The organism is Burkholderia ubonensis subsp. mesacidophila (genome assembly GCF_002097715.1).
GTDB lineage: Bacteria > Pseudomonadota > Gammaproteobacteria > Burkholderiales > Burkholderiaceae > Burkholderia > Burkholderia mesacidophila.
The window spans coordinates 1,203,704-1,228,877 of sequence record NZ_CP020738.1; the positions used below are offsets into that span (position 1 = coordinate 1,203,704).

General features: G+C 68.5%; 14 protein-coding genes. 7 read left to right on the forward strand and 7 right to left on the reverse strand.

The annotated features are described in order from the left end of the window. Positions 1-9 precede the first annotated feature (9 nt). From bla to B7P44_RS23015, 6 genes are all read right to left on the reverse strand, one after another. Positions 10-1,032 (reverse strand): class A beta-lactamase, encoded by a 1,023-nt coding sequence (bla, locus tag B7P44_RS22990; RefSeq protein WP_084908287.1) that lies wholly within the window; start codon positions 1,030-1,032, stop codon positions 10-12. Between the two features lie 206 nt (positions 1,033-1,238). Next, positions 1,239-4,388 carry an efflux RND transporter permease subunit gene (locus B7P44_RS22995; RefSeq protein WP_084908288.1) on the reverse strand — a complete coding sequence of 1,050 codons (3,150 nt, stop codon included), beginning with the start codon at positions 4,386-4,388 and terminating at the stop codon, positions 1,239-1,241. A 1-nt stretch (position 4,389) separates the two neighbouring features. Continuing rightward, positions 4,390-5,610 (reverse strand): efflux RND transporter periplasmic adaptor subunit, encoded by a 1,221-nt coding sequence (locus B7P44_RS23000; protein WP_084908289.1) that lies wholly within the window; start codon positions 5,608-5,610, stop codon positions 4,390-4,392. A 116-nt stretch (positions 5,611-5,726) separates the two neighbouring features. After that, entirely contained in the window at positions 5,727-6,758 is a 1,032-nt protein-coding gene (gene sbnB, locus B7P44_RS23005) for a 2,3-diaminopropionate biosynthesis protein SbnB (RefSeq protein ID WP_084908290.1), read from the reverse strand. Beyond that, entirely contained in the window at positions 6,751-7,740 is a 990-nt protein-coding gene (gene sbnA / locus B7P44_RS23010; protein ID WP_084908291.1) for a 2,3-diaminopropionate biosynthesis protein SbnA, read from the reverse strand. Before sbnA ends, sbnB begins: the two co-directional genes overlap by 8 nt. Before the next feature lie 110 nt (positions 7,741-7,850). Continuing rightward, on the reverse strand, positions 7,851-8,279 hold the full coding sequence (locus tag B7P44_RS23015; RefSeq protein WP_084909980.1) for a ParB N-terminal domain-containing protein: 429 nt from the start codon (positions 8,277-8,279) through the stop codon (positions 7,851-7,853). A gap of 672 nt (positions 8,280-8,951) precedes the next feature. On the opposite strand from B7P44_RS23015, the gene cysC reads away from it, so the two are divergent. From cysC to B7P44_RS23040, 5 genes are all read left to right on the forward strand, one after another. After that, positions 8,952-10,364 (forward strand): adenylyl-sulfate kinase, encoded by a 1,413-nt coding sequence (gene cysC, locus B7P44_RS23020; RefSeq protein ID WP_084909981.1) that lies wholly within the window; start codon positions 8,952-8,954, stop codon positions 10,362-10,364. A 47-nt stretch (positions 10,365-10,411) separates the two neighbouring features. Further along, a complete protein-coding gene (locus B7P44_RS23025; RefSeq protein WP_084908292.1) occupies positions 10,412-12,244 on the forward strand; it encodes a non-ribosomal peptide synthetase in 1,833 nt (610 codons plus the stop codon). After that, a complete protein-coding gene (locus B7P44_RS23030; protein ID WP_084908293.1) occupies positions 12,241-13,539 on the forward strand; it encodes an MFS transporter in 1,299 nt (432 codons plus the stop codon). The genes B7P44_RS23025 and B7P44_RS23030 overlap by 4 nt, the downstream gene beginning before the upstream one ends. A 14-nt stretch (positions 13,540-13,553) precedes the next feature. Then, positions 13,554-15,098 carry an efflux transporter outer membrane subunit gene (locus tag B7P44_RS23035; protein ID WP_084908294.1) on the forward strand — a complete coding sequence of 515 codons (1,545 nt, stop codon included), beginning with the start codon at positions 13,554-13,556 and terminating at the stop codon, positions 15,096-15,098. A gap of 77 nt (positions 15,099-15,175) precedes the next feature. After that, positions 15,176-16,588 (forward strand): FAD/NAD(P)-binding protein, encoded by a 1,413-nt coding sequence (locus B7P44_RS23040; RefSeq protein ID WP_231716819.1) that lies wholly within the window; start codon positions 15,176-15,178, stop codon positions 16,586-16,588. A 95-nt stretch (positions 16,589-16,683) separates the two neighbouring features. Here the strand turns inward: B7P44_RS23040 and B7P44_RS23045 are convergent, their stop codons facing one another. Continuing rightward, entirely contained in the window at positions 16,684-16,896 is a 213-nt protein-coding gene (locus B7P44_RS23045; RefSeq protein WP_133117885.1) for a hypothetical protein, read from the reverse strand. Positions 16,897-16,908: 12 nt separating this feature from the next. On the opposite strand from B7P44_RS23045, the gene B7P44_RS23050 reads away from it, so the two are divergent. After that, entirely contained in the window at positions 16,909-24,429 is a 7,521-nt protein-coding gene (locus B7P44_RS23050; RefSeq protein WP_133117886.1) for a non-ribosomal peptide synthetase, read from the forward strand. Next, positions 24,419-25,162 (forward strand): sulfotransferase family 2 domain-containing protein, encoded by a 744-nt coding sequence (locus tag B7P44_RS23055; protein WP_084908297.1) that lies wholly within the window; start codon positions 24,419-24,421, stop codon positions 25,160-25,162. The genes B7P44_RS23050 and B7P44_RS23055 overlap by 11 nt, the downstream gene beginning before the upstream one ends. Positions 25,163-25,174 lie beyond the last annotated feature (12 nt).

Below are 25,174 nucleotides of genomic sequence, written 5' to 3' on the forward strand. Positions count from 1 at the left end.
GCCGTGCCCTCAGTGGCTCGACGATGCGGCTTGCGCCACGGCCTTCGCCAGATCGGCGAACAGCCTGTCGCGGTCCGCGCGGCTCGCCGGCGACGCCGTCAGGAACACGGCGACAATCATGCGCCGCCCGTCGGGCCACGTCATGACGCCGATGTCGTTGAAGGCCGCGGTCACGCCGTTGACCGTCGGCGACGTGCCGCACTTGTCCGCGAGCGTGACGCCTGCCGGCAAGCCCGTGCGCAACCGGCGCGGGTTCGTCTGCTCGCGCAGCAGCGTCATCAGGTACTGCGTCGACGTCGCGGACAGCAGCGCGCCGGTCGACAGCTTGCGCAGGAAATCCGCGGCCGCGACCGGCGTGCTGCGATTGCGGGAATCGGACAGATAGGCCTGCAGGCCGCCCTGCAGCCGTTGCTTTCGCTGCTGCGCGGTTTCGCCCGCGGGCGGCGCAGACGCGGCGCCGAGATTGCGAAACAGTTCGGAGACCTGGCTCTCGCCCATGTCGACGCGCATCCCGTCGATCCCGTGGGCACGCAGGAACGCGGTGACGACGCCCGGGCCGCCGACCACCTTGAGGAGCGCATCGGCGGCCGTGTTGTCGCTCTTGCTGACGGCCGCGTGCAGCAACGCGTCGACCGAGAACGACATGCGATCGCCCTGGAAGGTGTCGCGAATGTCACTCTCGCCGGGACGCAGCTGATCGCGGGTGATCGTGACGCGCTGGTTCAGCGCCAGTTGGCCCCTTTCGACACGGTCGAGGACCGCCGCGGCGAGGGGCGCCTTGAAGACGCTCATCATCGGAAAGGACCGGTCGCCATTCACGTGCCACTCGGCCGAGCCATGCATGTCGAACACGGCGATGCCGAGCGTACCGGGCTCGGCGGCGCGCGCGAAGCGGTCGAGGGTCGCTTGCAGCCGGTCGTGCGGCGACGCGACGGCTGCCGCATTTTCCCGCGCCGCGTGAGCCGGCGAAGTGGCCGCGCAGAGGATGCATAGCGCGATGCGGGTGATGCTCGACCTGAATGGATGCTTCATCGACGTCGTTCCTGGTGGGGCCCGCGCCGCGCGCGGGCGGACAGGCGCCGCGCGGGACGGGCGACTGCCTGAAATCGGCCACGGTATGGTAATGCATCCGGCGTCCCGGGGCGAGGCGGGGGGCGGGCATGGGGAAGGTGGGAGCCCGTGGGCGGCGTCGGCGCCCACGGGCGGGTGGCGCGCGGCATCCGCCCGCGCGCCGACCGTCATTCCTGGGTCGCGCGTTCGGCCGCCGGTTCCGGCTCCGCGTCGTCCTCGCGCCGCTTGAACCAGGCGGTGAGCCGGTTCGACAACGTGTCGAGGTAGAGGTAGATGACGGGGGTGGTGAACAGCGTGAGCAGCTGACTGACGATCAGGCCGCCGACCATCGAATAGCCGAGCGGCCGCCGCAGCTCCGAGCCCATCCCGGACGCGAAGATCAGCGGCAGCGCACCGAACAGCGCGGTCATCGTGGTCATCATGATCGGCCGGAAGCGCAGCAGGCATGCGTTGCGGATCGCCTCGAACGACGTCATGTTCTGCTCGCGCGTCGCGGCGATCGCGAAGTCGACCATCATGATCCCGTTCTTCTTCACGATGCCGATCAGCAGAATCACGCCGATCAGCGCGATCAGGTTGAAGTCGTACTTGAACAGCCACAGCGTCGCGATCGCGCCGACCCCCGCCGACGGCAGCGTCGACAGGATCGTCCACGGATGGATGAAGCTGCCGTACAGCGCGCCGAGCACCAGATACGCGACGATCAGCGCCGACACGATCAGGATCGGCATCGTCGCGAGCGTGCTCTGGAACGCCTGCGCGGTGCCCTGGAACGAACTGAGGATGGCGGGCGGCAGGTTGATGGCGGCCTGCGCGGCATCGACGGCGGCGGTCGCCTCGCCGAGCGACACGCCGGGCGCGAGGTTGAAGCTGATCGTCACCGACGGGAAGTGCGACTGGTGGTTGACCGACAGCGGCTGCACCGCGTCGGTGGTCCAGCGCGCGACCGACGACAGCGGCACCGGTTCCCCCGACGGCGATTTCAGGTAGAGCTTGTCGAGCGTCGACGGATCGCGCTGCAGCGACGGCAGCGTCTCCATCACGACCTTGTAGGTTGCGAGCTGCGTGAAATACTGCCCGACCTGGCGCGAGCCGAACGCGTCGTAGAGCGTGCCGTCGATCGCCTGGGGCGTGAGTCCGTAACGCGCGGCCTGATCGCGGTCGATCTTGATGCTCAGCGCGGAGCCGTTGACCTGCTGGTCGCTCGCCACGTCGCGCAGTTGCGGCAGCTCGGACAGCCGCGCGAGCACGCGCGGCGCCCACGAGGTCAACAGGCCGACGTCGGCGCTCTGCAGCGTGAGCTGATACTGCGTGCGCGCGAGGCGCGCACCGATGATCACGTCCTGCGCGGCTTGCAGGTACATGCGCACGCCGGGCACCTTCGCGAACTGCGGGCGCAGGCGGCGAATCACCTCGTCGGCGGTCGCGTCGCGCTGGTCGCGTGGTTTCAGCGTGATGAACCAGCGGCCGTTGTTCACGGTCGTGCCCGCATAGGCGCTGCCGCCGACCGCCATCTGGCAGTGCTCGACGGCGGGATCGGCGCGGATGATCTCGGCGAGCGCCGCGGAGTGGCGCGCCATGTCCTCGACGGAAATCGTTTGCGACGCCTCCGAGATGCCGGTGAGCACGCCCGTGTCCTGCTGCGGGAAGAAGCCTTTCGGAATGCCGATGTACAGGATCACCGACGCCGCGACCGATGCGAAGAACACGAGCAGCGTGACGAAGCGATGCCGGAGCGCCAGATCGAGCGCGCGCTCGTAGGCGGCCGCGACCCGCGCGAACGCGCGCTCGAACAGCCCGGGCCGGCGTTCGGGACGGCCGGCGGCGTGTCGCTGCGTGCGCAGCATGTAGGCGGCCATCATCGGCGTCAGCGTCAGCGAGACGAACGCGGACATGAGGATCGTCAGCGACAGCGTGACGGCGAACTCGCGGAACATGCGGCCGATGATGCCGCTCATCAGCAGCAGCGGCAGCAGCACCGCGACGAGCGAGATGCTGATCGACGCAATCGTGAAGCTGGTTTCGCCGAGGCCCTTCAGCGCGGCCTGCAGCGGCCGTTCGCCCCGCTCGACGTGGCGCGTGATGTTCTCGACCATCACGATGGCGTCGTCGACCACGAACCCGACCGCGATCGTCATCGCCATCAGCGAGATGTTGTCGAGACTGTAGCCGCAGGCCCACATCAGCGCGCATGCGCCGAACAGCGAGACGGGCACCGTGATGGCCGGGATGATCGTCGTGCGCGCGCTGCCGAGGAACGCATAGATCACGACGACGACAAGCACCACGTTCAGCAGCAGCGTCAGTTCGATGTCGAGCAGCGATGCGCGGATCGTCTGGGTCCGGTCGGCCAGCACGGCGAGCTTCAGCGACGGCGGCAGCGACGCCTGGAGCTCGGGAAGCCTGGCCTTGATCCGGTCGACGGTCGTGACGGTATTGGCGCCGGGTTTCTTGTAGATGCCGACCGAAATGGCGCGCTTGCCGTCGATCCACGCCGCGAGCGTGCTGTCCTCGGGCCCGAGCACCGCGCGGCCGATGTCGCGGATACGGATCGGCGCGGCGTCGCGGTACGCGACGATCGCGTCGTTCCACTGCGCCGGGGTGGTGAGCTGACCATCCGTGTAGATCGTGTACGAACGCGACGTGCCGTTGAACACGCCCTTGGGATTTACGCCCGACAGGCCGGTGAGCGCGTGGCGGACTTCCTCCGACGACAGCCGGCGCGCGGCGAGCTTGACCGGATCGAGCTGGATGCGGATCGACGGTTTCTGCTGGCCGCCGATCGATACGCTGCCGACGCCGTCGATCTGGCTCAGGCTCTTCGTGAGCCGCGTCTCGACGTAGTCGTCGATCGTCGTCAGCGGCAGCGTGTCGGAGGTGGCGCCGAGCAGCAGGATCGGCGAGTCGGCCGGATTGACCTTCTGGAACGTCGGCGGCGACGGCAGGTTCGACGGAAGCTGCGCGGCCGCCGCGTCGATCGCGGACTGCACGTCGTTGCCCGCGGCATCGATGCTGCGGTCGAGGCTGAACTGCAGCACGATCGACGTCGAGCTCAGCGTGCTCTGCGACGTCATCTGCGTGACGTACGGAATCTTCGAGAACTGCGTTTCGAGCGGCTGCGCGAGCGTCGACGCGACCGACACCGGATCGGCGCCGGGCAGCACGGCCGACACCTGGATGGTCGGGAACTCGACCTGCGGCAGCGGCGCGACGGGCAGCTGAAAATACGCGGCCACGCCCGCGAACAGGATGCCCGCCGTCATCAGGCAGGTGGCGATGGGGTACCGGATGAACACCGCGAACAGGTTCTTGCTCATGTCAGCGCGCACCCGTCGTGACCATGCTGCCGGAATCCCGCTCGTGCGGCACGTCGTCGGTCGTGTCCGCCCGCAACTCGACGGACGGCGCCGGCCGCATCGTCGCGGCGACGCGCGCGCCGCCCTGCAGCCGGTATTGACCCTGCACGACGACACGCTCGCCGACCTTCAGGCCGCTCGCGATGGCCGCGTATCCGAGCACGCGATGCGCGACCTTGACAGGCCGCAGCGCAACCTTGTCGCCGGCGCCGAGCACGTACACGAAGCTGCCTTCGGGGCCGATCTGGACCACATCGTCCGGCACGGCCGTCACGCCGCGCAGCACGTCGACGACGGTGCGAATCATGACCGACTGCCCCGGCCACAGCGCGCCGTCGGCGTTGTCGAATACCGCCTTCATCCGGATCACGCCGCTGTTCGGATCGACCCGGTTCCCGATCGTGTCCAGACGCCCGTGCGAGAGCACCGTCGTGCCGTCGGTGCTGAGCGCGACGGCTTCGACCGGGCCGCGCCGCAGCGCCGCATGGATCGCCGGCAGCGCGTCCTGCGATGCCGAATACATCGCGGTGATCGGCGCCGTCGTCACGAGCGTGAGCAGGGCCGTGTCGTTGGCCTTGACGATATTGCCCTGATCGACGAGCCGGAAGCCGACGCGTCCCGTGATCGGCGCGCGCACCGTCGTGTAGTCGACGGACACGCGCGCGTTCTGCAGCGCGGCCTGGTCGCCGCGGATCTGCGCGCGCAATTCGTCGAAGCGGGCTTTTTGCGCGTCCAGCGCCTGCGTCGACGTCGCGTTCACCTCCGCGAGCTTTTGCTGGCGCTCGAGCTCGATGCGCGCATTCGCGAGCGTCGCCTGGTCCTGAGCGAGCCGCGCGGCCGCCTGATCGGCCTGTGCCTGGAACGCCCGTCGATCGATTTCGACCAGCACGTCGCCTTCGCGAACCTGCTGCCCTTCCTTGAAATGCACCTTGGTGATCTGCCCATCGACCTGGCTGCGCACGGTCACGTCGTAGAGCGGCGCGACGGCGCCCACGCCCGTCAGGTAAACCGGCATGTTCATTGTGCCGACCGTGGTCGCGGTGACGGGAATCGCCGCGTCGGCCGGCTTCGCGGCCTGCGCGTTCGCAGGGGTGGAGGGCTTGACGAACCACGCGAGCAGCGTGACCGAAACGAGAAATGTCGATGCGTACGCAATGAACTTACGGCGCGTGGCGAAAGGCATGGGCATGCGAATGGGCGTGCAAATGAATGTAGCCCGCGACGCGACGCCGGGAGGCGCCGCTTCGACGGGCGGAAGCGGATGGAAGGTCGGGTGGCCGTGTCACGGGTCACGCGATGTCACTGGGTCCAGCGGTCGGTGGTCGCGAAGAAGTCCGGAATCGGATGGTGGGTATGCTCGGCAAGCGCGCGCTCGTAGATGTGCATGGCGACCGCGAGGTCCAGCACGCCGAGCCCGAACGGCGAGAAGATCGTCGGTTTGCCGGGGTCGACGCGCAGCTCGCCCAAGAGGCTCTGACCGATCGTGCCGGAGACGAAGTCGCGATGGCCGTAGCGCTGTTCGGCGAGGTGCGGCGACGTATTCGCCTTCATGCAATGGTCGACGTCGTCGAACACGTTGTTCGCCGTGAGCAGCGTTTCGGGCGGCAGATCGCGCAACGATACGTTCAGGACGAGCTGTGACGGCGTAAAGCGCCGTTCGACCGGAATCCACGGTGCGCCGGCCGTCGTCGCGAGCACGACGAGGTCGGCATCGAGCGCCTCGTCGCGGGTGCCGACGCGGACCGGGTAGGCGCCGCGCGCGGAGAGGTTGCGCGCGAACGTCGCAGCATGGTCGGGCGACAGGTCGTGCACGCACACGTCGTCGAACTGCCAGCCGGCGGCCTTGAAGTAATCGACGATCGTGCTCGCGATCAGACCGCCGCCGATCACGCCGAGCCGGCGCGCCCGCCGCTCGCGCGGCCCGAGTTGGCCGGCCGCGAGCACGGCCGACGCCGCGGTGCGGGCCGAACTGATTTGCGAGGCTTCCAGGCAGGCGAACGGATAGCCGGTCTCGTAATCGTTGAGCACGATGACCGCGGACGCGCGCTGCAGGTTCGATTCGATGTTGCGCGGATAGCTGCCGATCCACTTGATGCCCGAGACGCTGGTCGCGCGATCGGCGTCGCGGATTGCGGCGGGCAGCGCGATGATCCGGGCTTCCGGCTTGTCGTCGAAGCGCAGGAAGTAGCTGTCCGGATTGTTCGTGCCGCCGAGCTGATGCAGCCGGTAGCATTGCGCGACGATGTCGATGATGTCGGATTTCGACTTCGAGAGCAGGGCGGCGATATAGCCGCCGCCGATGACGCTGAAGCCACGCTGCGGGTTAGGCATTTTCCAGGTTCTCCATGTTCTGATTCAGGCATTCGCGCCAGGTGTCGCCGTAGGTGTGGTCGCACCACGCATCGTTGTAGACGGTATCGACGTAGGCGCCGCCGAGATCCGGCGCGATGGCGACGATCGTCGCGTCCCGCGGCAACTCGGCCGCCAGCCGCCTGACGGCGGCGAGCACGGTGCCGGTCGATGCGCCGCAGAGGCCGCCGTAGCGGTGCGCGAGATCCCGGCACGCGGCAACCGTCTCCGGCTCGGGAATCTGCACGAGCCGGTCGAGCCGGCTGCCGTCGAAGAAATGCGGCATCACGCTGGCGCCGAGGCCCGGAAGGTGGCGACGGCCGCCGGGCGATCCGAACGTGACGGAGCCGACGGAATCGACGGCGATCAGCCGAGTGTCGGGCGAGTGGCGGCGGAAGAAATCGACGCAACCCATCAGCGTGCCGGTCGTGCCGGCGCCGATGAACAGATAGTCGACGCGATCGAACTCCTCGTGGATCGAGCGTGCCGTCATCTCGGCGTGCACGGCGGGATTGGCCGCATTCTGATACTGATTGAGCCAGATCAGCTCCGGATCGCGCTCGAGCGCGTCGCGGATATAGGCGAGACGATTGCCGAGAAAGCCGCCATGCTCGTCGCGCCGGTCGATCACGATCACCTCGGCGCCGAACGCGCGCATGGTTCCGATGGCCTGCTGGCTCGTGTTCGCGTCGACGACGCAGGTGAAGCGATAACCGCGCGCAGCGGCGATCATGCTTAACGACAAGCCAAGGTTTCCCGAACTCGACTCGATCATCTTGCGTGAGGTGCGCAGGCGGCCATGCTGCTCGGCGTCGCGAATCAGCGCCTGCGCCGTTTTGATCTTGATCGAACCGCCCGGATTAAGTCCTTCAATCTTCAAATAAACATCCCTGCCCGCCGAAAAATCATCGAGCAGCAAGAATATTCTGTCGTTGACTATCTGTTCGATTGACCTGAATTTCATGTCGTACCCGCGAATCGTAGTTAACCGAGAACGGCGAAAACAATTAACCGTTCACGTGAAGGCGATATTGCTTTCACGTTGGGCGAATCGATGCCGATTAAGAGGCAGGTTTATATGTTTCTGAGGGTTTGCAGTGAATAATTGCAGGTAAGTTTTACTTCTTCCGGAATGATGTGGCGGGTTGATTTTGCCGGATACAGGCGGCCGGTCAGTCCCCGGTTAATAACTTCTTCCGGCGTGACCAATTGATCTTCACGGCGTGATTCGAGCGCGACGTCGGAATACGACAGCAGCAGGCATGGCACGCGTGCAAAGCCGTGGGCCAGCGCAAAAGCATGCCGGTGATGTCCGTCCATGACGATCAGCGATGTACGTTCGACGAGAATCGGCTCCTGCCAGACGCCGTCGGCGAGTATGCGGTCGCCCACTTCCCGCAGACGGGAAGCAAGTATCTCTTCGGTCGGCCGAAGGATGTCCGGCGGCAGCAGGACCACGCTGCGGCACGCCGCGCCTGCACGTCGATGAACCTCGGAATTCATGTCGCGCCTTTCTACTGTAGCTATTGCTTCCAACGCGATCGCGACGGCCCGATCCAGGGTCTCGCAGTCCTCGCAGCTCGGTGACATGCCGGCTGTCCCGCGTTCTCTCATACGTCGGGATGCCGGCGAATATGTACTGTGTACTGATCCGGGCCCACATACTGGGAAACGGCGGCCGAATCACCCTGCGTGTCTCACTGTCTCGTTGCCTCGGTCACGCGGGCCGACACATTCAACAGCACCTGTTCGAATCTGTCAATGAAATGAACGTACAAATTCATTGTGCCGTGCAATATGGCTCTTTTATTACATGGCTTCCTGTCTTGTTTGGCGTGTTTCCGCAATCGTTTTAGCATGACTTTTCATCGAGAATCGCGTCGGCGCCGAGGAGGGGGCAGGTCCGGCGTTGCTGCTTTTCTTATGAATTGCAACGATAAGCACTTGTGTATCCGGAATAAGTCGTGTACAAAATCAACTGTTTTAAAAAAGGCACCACCGTCCAGCCGTGCGCGTGGGCCTGAAAAGATCAAAATCGACGTTCCGAGGATGCGCGCGAACCATGCGTTTCGCGTGCTTGTGTCGAAAATAACTAAATGATGGATGTCCATGAGAGAGCATAGACGCGGCATTCCCTTCATTCGCTCGTGCCATGAATTCCTGCGCGCTTCGGACCTGCCGATCGCGGCAATGAACGGCATGCGCCGCGCCATCGCGCCCACCCATCGCGTGCTGGATGCGAGCGGCGCCGGAGCGGCCGGTCTGCTCGCGCTGCGTTACGGCGCGGAGCGGGTCGTGGTGCTGGCCGGGGACGATACGCCGTCGGTCCGGCCGGGCGCGGCGCAAGGCGGCCTCGATGGCCGGCTGACGTTCGCCGACGCCGAACGGGCCGCCTCGCTCGCCACGCAGGGAGAGCGTTTCGACGTCGTGCTCGGCCCGATGGCGGCGGGCGGCTTCCGGCTCGATCTGCATTACGGCCCGCGGCTCGACGACATCGCCCGCCGCTACGGAACGGCGCGCGCCACGGTCCTGCCGAGCGGGGTTCGCTACAGCGCGCAGCTCGTCGAGTGGAGCGAAGCGGCGCGGCTCGATGCGGATGTCGCATTGCGCACGCGCGATCTCGGATCGCGTTACGCGGTCGATTTCGAACCGGTGCTCGAGCAACTGGCCGGCACGGCCGACGCATTCGGCCAGGTGCGCGGCGACCGGCTGCGCGCGCTGAGCGAGCCGCTGCCGTTTCTGACCTGTCATCCCGGCCAGCACGCCGAGGCGCCCGCGATTCCCGCGCATGTCTCGCTGACCGCTTCGCAGCGCGGCCGTGTCGATGGCGTCGTGTGGATCCAGGAGCTGGTCCACGACGGCATCGTGATCGGACGTGCGCGAGGATGCAGCTGGCTCGCGAGTCGCGTCGAGCTCGACGAGGGCGGCACGATCGACGTGCCGGTCGCCGACCTCGCGCACGCCGTGCCGTTCGAGGACGGCGAGGCCGCACCCTGGCTTGCGCCGTCCGCGCGTGTCGCGGCCGACGCCGCGCCGCTGGTGTTCTGGCTCACCGGCATTTCGGGCGCCGGCAAGACGACCATCGCGACGCGCTTCAAGCAGCATGCCGACACGCGCGGCTGGCCTGTCACCGTGCTCGACGGCGATGCATTGCGTGGCGGCCTCAACGCGGATCTCGGCTTTTCCGACGCCGATCGCGCGGAGAACGTGCGGCGCATCGCCGAGGTCGCGGCATTGATGGCCGAAACGGGGCGCATCGTCGTCGTGTCGTGCATCTCGCCGAAACAGGCATTCCGCGACCTGGCGCGCGCCATCATCGGCGCCGAACGCTTCGTCGAAGTGTTCGTCGATGCGCCGGCCGCGGTCGCCGAGGCGCGCGATCCGAAGGGACTCTATCGCCGTGCGCGCGCCGGACTGATCACGTCTTTCACGGGGATCGATTCGGGCTACGAACCGCCGCGCGATCCGCAGATTCACGTCGATACGACTGCACTGGACGTCGAGGGCGCGGTACGGATGCTGTGCCGCCACTACGACGACCTCCACCGGCCAGCCGCGCGCGCCGACGACGCCGAAGTCGTCGCCTGACGCGCGTTCGCCCCGAACGACATCGACAGCTCATAGCGAGACACACGATGGACATGCACGACGTGGTCGGCGAGCATCGCATGCCGCCGACGCGAGAGGATCGATTTGGCCGGCGTTTCGCAAACGAGGCCGCCGCCGGGATTGCCGCCGCCGAGTCGGTCACGGCGCGCTTCGCCGAGGTCGTCGCGCGCCGCCGCGACGCGCTTGCGGTCGAACAGGGCGGCGAGCGCTGGACGTACGGCATGCTCGCCGCGCGCGCCGGCCGCATCGCCGATGCGATGCGCCGCGCGGGCTGCGCCGACGAGGAGCCCGTCGCGCTGCTTTATCCGCACGGTGCGTCGATGATCGCGGCGATCTTCGGCGTGCTGGGCGCCGGCAAGTTCTACGTGCCGCTGATCGCCGATCATCCGCTGCCGCACTTGCAGGCCGTCGTGCGCGAATGCGGGTGCCGGATCGTGCTTGCCGCGCCGGAGTTCGCGGACCTGGCCGCCGGGCTCGGCGTCGCGGTGCGCGTGATCGACGACGCGTCGCTGCCGGCCGCGGCGATCGCGCTGCGCGCGCGCCGCGCCGACGCGATCACCTATCTGCTCTTCACGTCGGGGACGACGGGCGTGCCGAAGGGCGTGATGCAATGCGACCGCAACGTGCTGCATCACGCGGCCTGCTATGCGTCGTCGATCGGCCTCGAGGCCGGGGACCGGATGACGCTGCTTCCGTACTACGCGTTCGATGCGTCGGTGATGGACATCTTCGCGACGCTGCTGACGGGCGCGAGCCTGCATCTGTGGGACGTGCGCCGGCGCGGCGTCGAAGGGATCGGCGACTGGCTCGACCGTGAACGCATCACCATCTGGCATTCGACGCCGAGCGTCTTGCGCGCGGCGTTTCCGACCTTCGCGCGGCCGGCCGCGTTGCGCTGGGTCGTGCTGGGCGGCGAGGCGGCCGTCGGCGGCGACGTCGCGCTCGTCGCGCGCCACGGCGGCCCGCGCTGCGGGCTGATCAACGGCCTCGGGCCGACCGAATGCACGACGGCGCTGCAGTACGTCGCGGACCCCGTCGCCGATGTGACGGCCGCGCGTCTGCCGGTCGGCAGGCCGGTGCCGGGCATCGAGGCCGCGCTGCTCGACGCGCAGGGGCAGCCTGGCGCGGAGGAGGGCGAACTCGCGATCGCCAGCCCGTTCGTCGCGCTCGGTTACTGGAACCGCCCCGAGCTGACGGCCGAGCGCTTCGGCGAAGCACGCGGCGACACCGGCGTGCGCAGCTATCGCACGGGCGACGTGCTGCGGCTGAACGCGAACGGCTGCTATGAGCATCTGTCGCGCGTCGACGACCAGATCAAGATCCGCGGCATGCGTGTCGAACTCGGCGAGATCCAGGCCGCGCTCGTCGCGCACGACGACGTGCTGCAGGCCGTCGTGCTGCCGCACACCGATGCGCATACCGGGCAGACGACGATCGCCGCCTACGTCGTGCCGCGCGATCCGTCCTGCGTTGCCGCGCTGCGCGAGTACGTGGCCGCGCGCCTGCCCGCCTACATGATTCCGGGCGCGATCGTGCCGCTCGAAGCGATGCCGCTGCTGCCGAACGGCAAACTCGACCGCCGTGCGCTGCCGGACCCGCGCGCGCAGGCGAGCGCCACGCCGCGCAAGGCGCCGCGCACGCCGCTGCAGCGGCTGCTCGCCACCTGCTGGTCGGACGTGCTGCGCCGCGACGCCGTCGGGATCGACGAGAACTTTTTTGAGCTCGGAGGCGACTCGCTGCTCGGCACGCAACTGCTCGCTCGCATCCGGCGCGATCTCGAGATCGAGGCGCAACTCGGCGACCTGTTCCGTCATCCGACGGTCGAGGCGCTCGCCGCGCACCTGCTGGACGCCCGATGAACGGCTCGCTCGACACGCAACGCGACGCCGTCGGTCCGGCGCAACGATCCTGGTTCGCGACGCTGCGCGGCCCGTTCGCGTACCGCACGTTCGCGTCGATCTGGGTCGCGAGCCTGGTCGGCAACATCGGCGGATCGATCCAGACCGTCGCGGCCTCCTGGCAGATGGCGTCGATGGCGCCGTCGCCCGCGATGGTCTCGCTCGTGCAGACCGCGTCGACGCTGCCGATCGCATTGTTCGCCCTGATGTCGGGCGTGGCCTCGGATGCCTGGGACCGCCGCACCGTGATGCTCGTGTCGCAGTCCGCGATGCTCGTCGTCGCGCTCGGTCTCGCGGCGCTCGCCACAACCGGCGCGATGACGCCCGCGCGCCTGCTGGCGTGCATGTTCGTCGCCGGTTGCGCCGGCGCGATGTTCCAGCCCGCGTGGCAATCCGCCGTCACCGAGCAGGTGCCCGCTCGCGAGCTTTCGGCGGCGATCGCGCTCGACAGCTTCTCGCTGAATTTCGCGCGGACCGCGGGCCCGTCGCTCGGCGGTCTGGTCGTCGCATGGCTGTCGCCGCAGGCGGCGTTCATCGTCAGCGCGTGCGCGTGCACGGGTCTGGTCTGTGTGCTGTCGCGCGCGATTCGCGGCGGAGGACGCGGCGCGCAGCGGCGTGCGCGCGAACCGCTCGCCGCGATGCTGATGCAGGGAGCGCGCTATTGCTTCGGCACGTCCGGCATCCGCGGGACGCTGATTCGCTGCGCGTCGTTCGGCTTTTTCGGCAGCCCGGTCTGGGCGCTGCTGCCGCTCTTCGCGCGGACGCAGTTCGGCGGCGACGCGTCGACCTATGGCGTCCTGCTCGCGTCGTTCGGCGCGGGCGCGGCATCGGGCGCGCTCGGCGCCGTGGCGCTGCGCGCACGGTTCGGGCGCGACGCACTGATCCGCGTCTGCACGCTGACGTTCGCCGCGGGCATGCTGCTGACCGCGTGGAGTCCGTTCAAGGCGGTGGCCATGCTGGGCCTGGCCGTCGCGGGCGGCAGCTGGGTCGCGACGGTGTCCACCTACAACCTGACGATCCAGACGGCGTCGCCGGCATGGGTGGCAGGCCGGTCCCTGGCGCTGTTCCACTCCTGCATCATCGGCGGACTCTCGCTCGGCAGCTATCTCTGGGGCGTCGGCGCGACGAGCACGTCGATCAACCTCGCGTTCACGGTATCGGGCGCGTTGATGGCGGCGTCGGCGTGCCTCGCGAAATGGCTGCCGCTGCCGACGCACGAACCGGCCGAACCGGATTCCGGGCCGCAACAAACATGAGTCATCGACTGACAATGAAACACGTATCTGGAGGGGCGGCGCCTGACGCGGTGCGCCCGACGACGCAGGGGCGCGAATGGTGTGCCGTTCCGGCACGGCGGGCGGCGGCGGCGCTGCTCTGCGCATCGCTGGCCGCCTGCTCGGTGGGCCCCGACTACCGGCGGCCGGACGTATCGACGCCGCAGGCGTGGCGGATCGATCAAGCGTATTCGTACTGGCATCCCGCCGAGCCCGCGCATGCGTCGCTCGACGACACATGGTGGCGCGCGTTCGGCATCGCGGAACTCGACGCGCTCGAGCAGCGCGCACTCGAGCACAACCAGACGCTGCGCGAGGCGGTCGCGCACTACGACCAGGCGAAGGCGACGTTCGAGGCCGCGTGGTCGACGCAGCTGCCCGAGGTCGGCGTCGGCTTCGACGCGGCGCGCCGCAGGATCTCGGCGAATCGCCCGCTCACCGACTACGGCTCGCCGAACGCGTCGACGGTCCAGAACGATTTTCGCGCCGGCGTGTCGGCGTCCTGGGAGATCGACCTGTTTGGCCGCATCCGGCGTGCCGTCGAGGCGGCGAAAGCGGGCGCGCAGCAATCGGCCGACGATCTTGCCAATGCGCGCCTGGCGCTGACGGCGCAGGTCGCGTCCGCTTACTTCGAACTGCGGACGATCGACGACGAGCGCGGCGTCCTCGAGCGTTCGATCGAATGGCAGCAGAAGGGGCTCGATTTCGTCAATGCCCAGGAGCGGTTCGGCCAGGTGTCGCACCTGAGCGTGCTCCAGCAGCGCGCACAGCTCGACGCGACGCGCGTCCAGTTGCGGCTGCTGCTGGCGCGGCGCGCACAGTTCGAGCACGCGATCGCGACGCTGATCGGCGAACCGGCGCCGCAATTTGCGCTCGCGCCGAACCGCGATCCGTACACGCTGCCGATGCTGCCGATCGGCCTGCCCAGCGAACTGCTGCTGCGGCGGCCCGACGTCGCCTCGGCCGAGCGCGAGATGGCCGCGGCGAACGCGCGGATCGGCCTTGCGCGCGCCGCGTATTTCCCGAGCCTGACGCTGTCGCCGACGCTCGGCTGGGACAGCACGCGCTTCGCGTCGTTGTTCTCGGTGCCGAGCCTCGTCTGGTCGGTGGGCGGCGCGATCGGCGAGACGCTGTTCGACGGCGGCAAGCGTGCCGCGGGCGTCGCCTATGCGCAGGCGGGCTACTCGGCTGCCAAGGCGCGCTACCGCCAGACGGTCCTGACGGCATTCCAGGAAATGCAGGATGCCGTCGACAGTCTCGCCGTGCTCGACGCGGCGCGGGGGGATGCGCAGACGGCCGTCGCCGATTCGCGGCGCCTGCTGGCGCTTGCGACGTATCGATACGAATACGGGTCCGTCGATTACCTCGACGTGATCTCGGCCCAGCAGCAACTGCTCGCGAGCGAGCGCGAGGACGCGCGCATTCGCGGGCAGCAGGCCCGAACGGTGGTGTTCATGGCGAAGGCGCTCGGCGGCGGATGGCGCGACGCGGCGTCGGCGTCCGCGCAACAGGAGCCGGCGCAGCAGGCGTCGATGCGTTGAGCGGCATCGGGATGCGCCGCACGCGGCGGCGAATCGGGACGAGTGGTTGAGCGAGTAACAGGGGAACGACGATGGAGATGAAGACGATCGCAATAATCGGCGCGGGCTTCTGCGGCACGATGATGGCCGTGCATCTGCTGCGCCGGCCGCTCGGCGTGCCGCTGCAGGTCGTGCTGGTCAACCGGTCCGGGTCGATGGCGCGCGGCGTCGCGTACGGCACCCGCAGCACGGCGCACGTGCTCAACGTGCCGGCCGGCCGCATGGGCGCGCTGCCCGACGAGGAAGGCGGCTTTCACGAATTCGCGCGGCGACGCGATCCGGGCTTCGCGCCGGGCAGCTTCGTGCCGCGCAGCCTGTACGGCGACTATCTCGACCACCTGCTGGTGGACGCGATGCGCAGTGCGCCTGACGGATGCAGCCTGCGAAGCGTGGTCGGCAACGTCGTGCGGATCGCACCGAAATCCGGCGGCGACGGCGCGAGTCTCAGGATGAGCGACGGCACGGTGATCGACGCCGATCGCGTCGTGCTGTGCGTCGGCAACTACGCGCCCGCCGATCCGCCGATTCGCGAGGAGCAGCGCGCGTTCTACATGAGCCCGCGCTACGTGCGCGATCCGTGGCTGCCGGGCATCCTGTCGCGCGTCGCATCCGACCGGCCGGCGCTCGTCATCGGCACCGGCCTGACGATGCTGGACATCGTGCTCGAACTGCGTGATCGCGGCCATCGCGCGCCGATCCTCGCGGTCTCGCGGCGCGGGCTGCTGCCGCAAGTGCATCGCGTGCAGGACGTCCGGCCGTCGCATGACGATGCGTTGGTGGACGACATGCTCGCGCAGCCGACCGCGCGTCATTACCTGCGTGTCGTGGCGCGCAGTGCGAAGCGCGCCGTCGACGCGGGCCGGGACTGGCGCGACGAGATCGGCAGCCTGCGGGCGCGAACGCCGCAGTTGTGGCATGCGATGGCGCTCGACGAACGGCGGCGCTTCCTGCGGCGGTTGCGCACGTATTGGGATGTGCATCGGCATCGTTGCGCGCCGGAGCTCGGCGCGCGCCTGCAGTCGGAACTGGCGAGCGGCTCGCTGCGCGTGCTGGCGGGGCGCGTGACCGGCTACCGCGAGTGCGACGGTTACGTCGACGTCACGCTGAACCCGCGCGGACAGGACGAGCCGCTGCGCGTCGAGGTCGGCACGGTCATCAACTGCACCGGGCCGGCGGCGAATGTCGACGAGATCGACGAGCCGCTGCTGAGCGGGCTGTACGCCGACGGGCTGCTCGTGCCCGATGCGCTCGGCCTCGGGTTCGAAATGGACGACGAATATCGGCTCATCGGTCGCGACGGCGAGACGTCGCGCTGGCTTTACTACGTCGGGCCGTTTCTCAAGGGGCGCGACTGGGAGGCGACCGCGGTGCCGGAGTTGCGCGGCCATGTGGCGAAGCTCGTCGACGTGCTGCACCGGAGCGACGTGTATCCGGAGGTGCTGCGCGTCTGACGCAGGTTCGACGAGATGGCTTCACGAGCCCGGCGAATGTCCCGGTCGTGTTCGTAGAAAAATAAATTGCGTTGATTGTCGTATTTGAAATTCATTCAAATCGGGACTTGATAAAAGCGAAATGACCGATCGGGTATCGGACGGATGCTGTCGTTCGAGCCGCGCGCGCCGAAGCGTGTGCGGTTCCACGCGGCGGGATGCGTGCGCGCGTCGCGCGGGCGGGATGCATTTGCCGGAGCTGAGTGGAATTCGTCCAAGCCGTTGACCGGATTCATTTTTCTGTCTTTTTTCGAATCAACCAGTCGCATTTGGAAAATATCTTGAGCACATTGACGATCGAGAAGGCCGAAGACGAGCGGAATGAATTCGTGCAGGCGCTGTGCGCGGCGCTTTCCAATGAGCTGCCTGTCGGTCGGCTGGAAATGGACCAGCCGCTCGACATGCATTTCGATTCGGCGCCGGCGTTGCAGGCACTTGCGAAGGCAATCCGGCAATCGAGCGGCGTCGCGATGACGCCGCTCGACATACTGAAGCTCGAGTCCGTACGGGCGCTTGCCGAGTTCGTCATCGCACGACGCGCGCAGGGCGCGCATCCGCCGCGCGACGAGGGCGAACGCGACGCGGACGCGGCCCGGCCGGCCCAGGCCGGCGACGGCAGCCCGGTGTCGTTCGCGCAGGAGGATCTGTGGCTCGTCGACGAGATCGAGCCGGGCTCGGCCGCGTACAACCTGTCGAGCGCATTGCGTTTCGACCGTGGCTTGAACGCGGCGGCGATGCGCGACGCGATCGGCTGCGTCGTGGCGCGCCATCCGGCGCTGCGCACGACGTTTCGCCGCGACGCGCACGGCGTCGTCCAGTGCGTGGACGAGGAGGGCGGGTTCGACTGGTCCGAAGACGACATCGCCGCCGTTCAGGCGCCGCAGTCGAGCGACGAGACGCTGCACGCGCGCCTTGCGTCGTTTGCGCGGCTGCCGTTCGATCTCGCGCGCGGGCCGCTGCTGCGCGTCCGGCTGTATCGACTGGCGCCCGACGTTCACGTGCTGCAGTTCGTCGTCCATCACATCGTGTTCGACGGCATGTCGCGCATCCGGGTCGTGCGCGAGATCGAAGCCGCCTACGAAGCGCTCGCGCGGGGCGAGACGCCGGCGCTGCCGGAGCCGGGCGGCACGCCGGCCGCATTTGCCGCCTCGCAGCGCCAGCGTCTCGACGCAGCGCGTCTCGACCGCCTGCGCGCGCACTGGGCCTCGCAGCTCGACGGCATGCCCCAGGTGCTCGACGTGCCGACCGATTACACGCGGCCGCCGGTGCGCGGCACCGAAGGGGCGCAGCTGTTCCGCGTGGTTCCGGCCGAGCTGGCCGATGCGCTCGCGGCAACCGGCCGGCGCTCGGGCGCAACGTTGTTCGTCACGCTGCTGGCGGCATTCCAGGTGCTGCTGTGGCGCCATGCGCGGCAAAGCGAATTCGGCGTGGGCGTGCCGATGGCGACGCGCGACCTGCCCGAATACGAACGCACGGTCGGCTATTTCGTCAACACGGTCGTCATTCGCGCGCGGATCGATCCGGACGAGCGCTTCGCCGACCTGCTCCGCCGCGTGGCGGACGTCGTGCTCGATGCACACGAATACAAGGCGTTGCCGTTCGGGCAGGTCGTCGAGCTGATGAAACCGGAGCGCAGCCTGAGCCGGTCGCCGCTGTTCCAGGCGATGTTCGAGTTCCACAACGAGCGCCAGGACGGGAGGCCGGCACACGACGGCTTCGGCAAGACGGTGCTGCACGATACGGGGACCGCGAAGTACGACCTCAGCTTCGAGCTCTCGAACACGCACGACGGGCTCGTCTGCACGCTCGAATACATGACGTCGCTGTTCGATCGCGCGACGATCGCCGGCATGCTCGCGTCGTACGAGGCGTTGCTGCGCTCGATCGCGGCAGCGCCGGACGAGGCCGTGTCCCGGCTGTCGTGCGTGCCGCCGGGGCAGGACCGGCAGACCACGATCGAATGGAACGACACGGCGCGCGCCTATGCGACGGGCGAATGCATCCACGACCGGTTCGCGGCGCGCGCCCGCTCGTGTCCGGAAGCGACCGCGGTCCATGCGGGCGACGCGATGCTGTCGTACCGCGAGCTCGACGCGCGCACGGATGCGCTTGCAGCGCAGTTGCGCGGACGCATGAAGGTGCCCGGCGACCGCATTGCGATCTGCGTCGAGCGCTCGCCGGAGATGATCGTCGCGATTCTCGCGGTGTTGAAGGCGGGCGCCGCCTACGTGCCGATCGACCCGCGACTGCCGGCGCAACGCATCGACTTCATGCTCGACGACAGCGGGGCGACGCTGCTCGTGACGGATTCCGCGCTTGCCGAGACGACCTTCCGCGACGTGGCGGTCGATGTGCTGCGGCTCGACGCGGCCACGGGCGACGCGCCGCCTGCGCCCGGCCATCACGGGTCCGTCACGCCCGATTTGCCGGCCTACGTGATGTATACGTCCGGCTCGACCGGCACGCCGAAGGGTGTCGTCGTCACGCACGCGAATGTCGTCAACCTGCTGGATGCGCTCGAGGAGCGCTATCCGGTGGCGAGCGGCGACCGGTATCTGCTCAAGACGAATTACGCGTTCGACGTGTCGGTGCCGGAACTCTTCGGATGGTTCGTGGGCCGCGGCTCGGTCGTCGTGTTGCCCGCGGGGGCCGAGGGCTCGCCGGATCTGATCGCCGAGGCTGTCGCGCGCGGCCGCGTCACGCACATCAATTTCACGCCGTCGATGCTGCGCCCGTTCGTTGCGGAAGTCGGCGCCGACCCGGCGTTCCGGCACGCGCATGCGCTCAAGTACGTGTTCGTGGCCGGCGAGGACCTGCCGCGGCAGCTTGCGAACGACGCGGTCGCCGCGCTGATGCCCGCCGCGGTCGAAAATCTGTACGGTCCGACGGAAGCGACCGTCTTCACGACCGCCTATCCGTGCCGCGCCGGCGCGGACCGCGCCCGCACGCCGATCGGCCGGCCGCTCGCCAACGTGCGGACCTACGTGCTCGACGAGCACATGCGGCCCGCGCCGGTCGGCGTGCCGGGCGATCTGTACATCGCAGGCCTCGGCGTCGCGTCGGGTTACCTGAACCTGCCGGCGCTCACGCGCGAACGCTTCGTCGACGACCCGTTCGGCACGGGCGGCCGGCTTTACCGGACGGGCGACCTCGCGCGCTGGCGTACGGACGGCGAGATCGAATTCCTCGGGCGGGAGGACCATCAGGTCAAGATCCGCGGCTTGCGCATCGAGCTCGACGAGATCGAGAACGCGCTGACCGCGCAGCCCGGGGTGCTCGAAGCCGCCGTCACGGTCCGGACGGCAGCCGGCGCGCAGCCGAGGATCGTCGCGTGCGTGGCGCTCGGCGACGCGTGCGCGGCCGAACCGGACGGGCAGGCGGCGCTCGCGCGCACGCTGAACCAGGCGCTGAAGGAGCGGCTGCCCGAGTACATGGCGCCGGGCGCGTACGTGTTCGTCGACCGGTTGCCGAAGGGCATCACCGGCAAGCTCGACCGGAAGGCGCTGGCGTCGCTGCAAGGCGAGGTGCGCGTCGGGCTCGGCGGCAACGTGGCGCCGCGCAACGCGTGTGAAGCGGCACTCTGCGCGATCTGGCGGGAGGTCCTCGGTGCGCCGGAGCTCGGCGTGACCGACAACTTCTTCGTGTCCGGCGGCGATTCGATCCTGTCGATCCAGATCGCGGCGCGCGCACGCGAGCAGGGCATGAGGCTGTCGGCGCGCGATGTGTTCCTGCACCAGACGATCGAAGCGCTCGCCGCCAGGATCGGCGATGGACACGTTCCGCCCGCCGATGCCGCGAACGCGCCGCACGAGCGCTTCGCGCTCGCGCGACTGGGCCCGGACGAGCTGGCCGGGTGGGCCGAGCGCTTTCCGGCGCTGGAGGATCTCTACCCGGCGACCGGCATTCAGCTCGGGATGGTGTTTCACAGCCTGTTGCCGGGCCACGCCGACGCGTACACGAACCAGTCGTTCGTCACGTTCGACGGCAACTTCGATCCGGACCGCTTCAAGGCGGCCTGGCAGCACGTGATCGACCGGCATCCGGTCCTGCGCACGGGCTTCGCCGACTTCGACCGGGCCGTGCCGCTCCAGTTCGTGCTCGCGCGCGCCGCGCTCGCGTGGCGCGATGTCGATCACGCGGCACTGGCCCCCGACCAGCAGCGCGACGCGTTCGACGCGCTGCGCGTCGCCGACAAGTCGACGCCGTTCGATTTCGCGCGTCCGCCGCTGATGCGCTTCGCGCTCGTGCGGCTGGGCGCCGGACGCTGCCGTTTCCTGTGGACCTATCACCACAGCATTCTCGACGGCTGGAGCATCACGCTGGTCTGGCAGGAGGTGTTCGCCGCCTACGGCCGGCTGCTCGCGGGGCGCGCGCCCGAGCTGCCCGCCGCGACGCCGTTCAGCGACGTGATCCGCTGGCGTCAGCGGCAGCCGGCCGAGGCGGCGAAACGCTATTGGCGCGAGACGCTCGCCGATGCGGGGCCGGCCCCGGCGCTGCGCATCGAGCAGCAGGGCCTGCCGCGCGCGGACGGCGAAGCGAAGGTGCGGCGCGTGCTCGACGAGCAGGCCTCGCAGCGGCTCGAGGCGCTGGCGAGAACGAGCCGCGTCACGCTGGCCGCGGCGATCCAGGCGGCCTGGGCGCTGCTGCTGCATCGGTACGGCGGCGCGCACGACGTCGTGTTCGGCATCACGCTCACGGGCCGCACGATGGACCTGTCCGGCGTCGAGCGCACGGTCGGGCCGTTGCTCAACACGGTTCCGGCGCGCATCGGGATCGATCCCGGCATGCGCGTCGATGCGTGGCTGCGCGTCGTGCACGACCGGCAGGTCGAACGGGAGGCCCACGCGCACCTCGACCTGATCGACATCCAGCGCGAAAGCGGGTTGCGCGGCGATCAGGCGCTCTTCGACAGCGTGTTGATCGTCGACAACTACCCGGACATCGATTTCACCGCGGTCGACGGCCTGGGGGTGTCGGAGCGCGGCTATACAGGCGAGACGCACTACGGACTCACGGTCACGGTCGTGCCGGGCGCGCGTTTGCGCGTCGATCTCGAATACGACGCATTGCGATTTCATAGAGAGGACATCAACGTCATGGCGGATAAGTTCCAATCCATGCTCGCCGCTTTGCCGGCGGTTGCGGACCAACCGGTAATGGAGGCGCTTCGTCAGGTGGACGCCGCGCCCGGCGCGTCCGGCGCCGGCGTCAGCCGGACGCTGCGGCAGGGGGATCTGCGGCTGGGCAGGGATCTCGTGCCGCAACTGGTCGAGAATCATGCGCACGCGACGCCGGATGCGCTCGCACTCGTCTACAACGATGCGCGCTACACATACGCCGAACTGAATCGCGCGGCGAACCGCCTCGCGAATCATCTGCTCGACGCGTATCCGCGGCTCGGCACCGACAGCCTGATCGGCGTGCGCATTCCGCGCGGCGACAAGCTGATCATCACGATCCTCGCGATCTGGAAGGCGGGCGCCGCCTATATTCCGATCGATCCCGTGCTGCCGGACCAGCGCGTGCGCGACATGCTCGAACCGGCGAGCGCGAGCCTGCTGATCACCGACACCGTCGACGCGGCCGGGCACGCCGCGACGATCGGCATCGAGGCGCTGGCGTACGACGCCGTCGCCGCCTTGCCGTCGCTCGCCGACGAGAATCCGGACGTCCATCTGTCGGGCAACGATCTCAGCTACGTCCTGTACACGTCGGGCTCGACCGGCAAGCCGAAGGGCGCGATGGTCGAGCATATCGGGATGCTGAACAACATCGCGAACAAGGCGCTCGACCTGAAGCTCTCGGCCGGCAGCCGCGTGGCGCAGAACGCGTCGATGAGCTTCGACGTGTCGGTGTGGCAGATGTTCATCGCGCTGACGAAGGGCGGCACGACGGTCGTCTACGACGACCGCGCCGTCAACGACATCGCCGGCCTCATCGCCCGCCTCGGCACGGACGGCATCACGGTGCTCGAGGTCGTGCCGACCTACCTGCTCGTGATCGTCGAGACCATCGAGGAGCGTTTCCCGGGCGGCCTCGCGCTGCCGCTCGAATGCCTGCTCGTGACGGGCGAGACCATCGACGCGGCGTTGCTGCAGCGCTGGTTCCGGCTGTTCCCGGCCACCACGGTCGTGAATGCGTACGGTCCGACCGAGGCGTCCGACGACATTACGCACCACCTGATCACCGCGTCGGACCGGCTCGAGAATCCGGTGCCGATCGGCCGGGCGCTCGCGAACTTCGACATCTACATCGTCGACGACGAACTGCGGCCGGTGCCGTTCGGCACGAAGGGCGAGATCGTCGTGACGGGGGTCGGCGTCGGCCGCGGCTACGTCGGGATGGCCGGCGCGACCGCGAAGGCGTTCGTCGAGAGTCCGTTCCCCGACAAATACAAGAAGCGCCTGTATCGGACCGGCGACATCGGCGTGATGCAGCCGGACGGCCTCGTGTTCTATCACGGCCGCAAGGACAAGCAGGTGAAGATCCGCGGGATGCGCATCGAGCTCGAGGAAGTCGAGCTGACGCTGCGCGATCTGCCGGCCGTGCGCCAGGCCGCCGTGTTCGACGTCCGTCCGGCGGGACGCGAAGCGTATCTGTGCGCGTTCGTCGTGCCGCGCGCCGACGAGGACCGCGACGCGATCGTCCGCGAATTGAAGGACAGGCTGCCGCCCTACATGGTGCCGTCGGTGTTCCGCTTCGAGACGCAGCTGCCGCAGCTTGCGAGCGGCAAGATCGATCGTCCGACGCTGCTCGCGCGGCTTGCCGACGATGCGCCGCGCGCGCCCGCCGTCGCGCCCCGCACCGAACTCGAGCACCGGCTCGTCGATCTGTGGCGCGAAGTGCTGGGCGATCCGGCGATCGGCATTCGCGACGACTTCTTCGAGGTGGGCGGCGATTCCTTCAAGGCGATCCGGATCGCCGCGAAGTTCGGCGCGCCGCTCGAGGTGACGCACATCTACGACTACCCGACGATCGAGGCGCTCGCGCCCCGTCTGGAAGCGGAATGCTCGACCGAACGCCGCGTGCTCACGCGCATTTGCGGCGACGCGGCCGATGCGGACGCGGTGTTCGTCTGCATCGCGAATTCGGGCGGCGGCCCGGTGAGTTTCATCGAAACCGGCCGCGAGCTCGCGGCGCGCAACGGTCGTCTCGCGGCCTACGCGGTGAACCTGCCGCGCAACGAGATCGACGACGACGCGATGATGGTCGGCGAAGTGGAGCGCCTGACGGCGGAAGTATGCGATTCGCTCGCGCAGGAGACGGCGCTGCCGATCGTCGTGTTCGCGCAGTGCAACGGCTCGGCGCTCGCGATCAGCATCGCGCGCGAGCTGACGCGGCGCGGCGCCGACCTGCGCGCCCTGTGCATCGGCGGCGCGCTGCTGCGGACCGAGCACACGCGCAAGGACACGCGTTCCGACGAGACGATCGTCGATTTCCTGAGGTCGCTCGGCGCGACGCTGCCGACGCGCCCGGACGAATTCGAGTTCTTCATGCAGGATTTCCGCTACGACTGCAGCATGGCCGACGCGTACTACAACCATCTGCTGGCGGAAATCGACGGCGGGCGCGTGGCCCGGATCGGCGCGCCGATCTTCAATCTGGTCGGCACGCTCGATGCGATCGTGCCGAACTACCGGGCACGTCACCGGGACTGGACGCACCTGTCGGACGACGTGCAGCTCGTCGAGTATCCGGGCGTCGGCCACTATCTGCTGCGCGATTGCCCCGACCTCGTCGCGGACACGCTCTGCAGCGTGTGGAAGGACGTGCGCAACGAGGGGGGCCGGGATGTCCGCTGATCGCGTCAGGATCGCCTTCGTGCATATTCCGCGCACGGCCGGCACCACGTTCGGCGTCGCACTGGACGCGCTGTACGAGGGCCGCCGGATCGAGAAGTTCTACGGCGACGGCGACGGCGGCGTCGCCAATCACCGGATCGACGCGTTCCGCGCGCTCGATGCGGGCGAGAAGGACGACGTCGACCTGCTGCGCGGCCACTTCGTGTACGGCTTCGACGCCGGGCTGCGCGACGTGCGTCATGTGACGCTGCTGCGCGATCCGGTGCGCCGGCTGATCTCGTTCTACTTCTATGCATTGAAGGAGCGCGGCAACTACCTGCACGCGTATCTGAAGCAGCGGCGCATGGGGCTCGAGCAGTTTCTCGCGAGCGACGTGTGCCTCGATCTCGACAACTATCAGGTCCGCGCGATCTCGGGCGCGCAGTTCGCATCGGTGCGGGAGCCCGTCGAGCAGCGGCATTGCGACGATGCCAAGCGGCATCTCGAACGCGAATTCGCCGCCTTCGGGCTGACCGAGCAGTTCGGCCGGTCGATCGAGCTGTTCAACCGGACGTTCGGCTGGACGCTGCCTGCCGACGGGCACCGCAACGCCGGCGGCTACGCGGCGGACCTGGCGCTGTCGGACGCGTGCCTGCAGCGCGTGCGCGAGAAGAACCGCTTCGACATCGAGTTGTACGCATTCGCCGCGAGCTTGTTCGAATCGAGAGCGAGCGGGCTTCAACCGGCTCATTGAGCTCATACACAC

Bases quoted from the DNA above. Each gene is read 5' to 3' on its own strand.
- B7P44_RS23030 (WP_084908293.1), top strand. From the start codon at position 12,241: ATGAACGGCTCGCTCGACACGCAACGCGACGCCGTCGGTCCGGCGCAA.
- sbnA (WP_084908291.1), bottom strand. From the start codon at position 7,740: ATGAAATTCAGGTCAATCGAACAGATAGTCAACGACAGAATATTCTTG.
- B7P44_RS23055 (WP_084908297.1), top strand. From the start codon at position 24,419: ATGTCCGCTGATCGCGTCAGGATCGCCTTCGTGCATATTCCGCGCACG.
- sbnB (WP_084908290.1), bottom strand. From the start codon at position 6,758: ATGCCTAACCCGCAGCGTGGCTTCAGCGTCATCGGCGGCGGCTATATC.
- B7P44_RS23000 (WP_084908289.1), bottom strand. From the start codon at position 5,610: ATGCCTTTCGCCACGCGCCGTAAGTTCATTGCGTACGCATCGACATTT.
- B7P44_RS22995 (WP_084908288.1), bottom strand. From the start codon at position 4,388: ATGAGCAAGAACCTGTTCGCGGTGTTCATCCGGTACCCCATCGCCACC.
- bla (WP_084908287.1), bottom strand. From the start codon at position 1,032: ATGAAGCATCCATTCAGGTCGAGCATCACCCGCATCGCGCTATGCATC.
- B7P44_RS23025 (WP_084908292.1), top strand. From the start codon at position 10,412: ATGGACATGCACGACGTGGTCGGCGAGCATCGCATGCCGCCGACGCGA.
- B7P44_RS23040 (WP_231716819.1), top strand. From the start codon at position 15,176: ATGAAGACGATCGCAATAATCGGCGCGGGCTTCTGCGGCACGATGATG.
- B7P44_RS23015 (WP_084909980.1), bottom strand. From the start codon at position 8,279: ATGAATTCCGAGGTTCATCGACGTGCAGGCGCGGCGTGCCGCAGCGTG.
- B7P44_RS23045 (WP_133117885.1), bottom strand. From the start codon at position 16,896: ATGCGACTGGTTGATTCGAAAAAAGACAGAAAAATGAATCCGGTCAAC.
- B7P44_RS23035 (WP_084908294.1), top strand. From the start codon at position 13,554: ATGAAACACGTATCTGGAGGGGCGGCGCCTGACGCGGTGCGCCCGACG.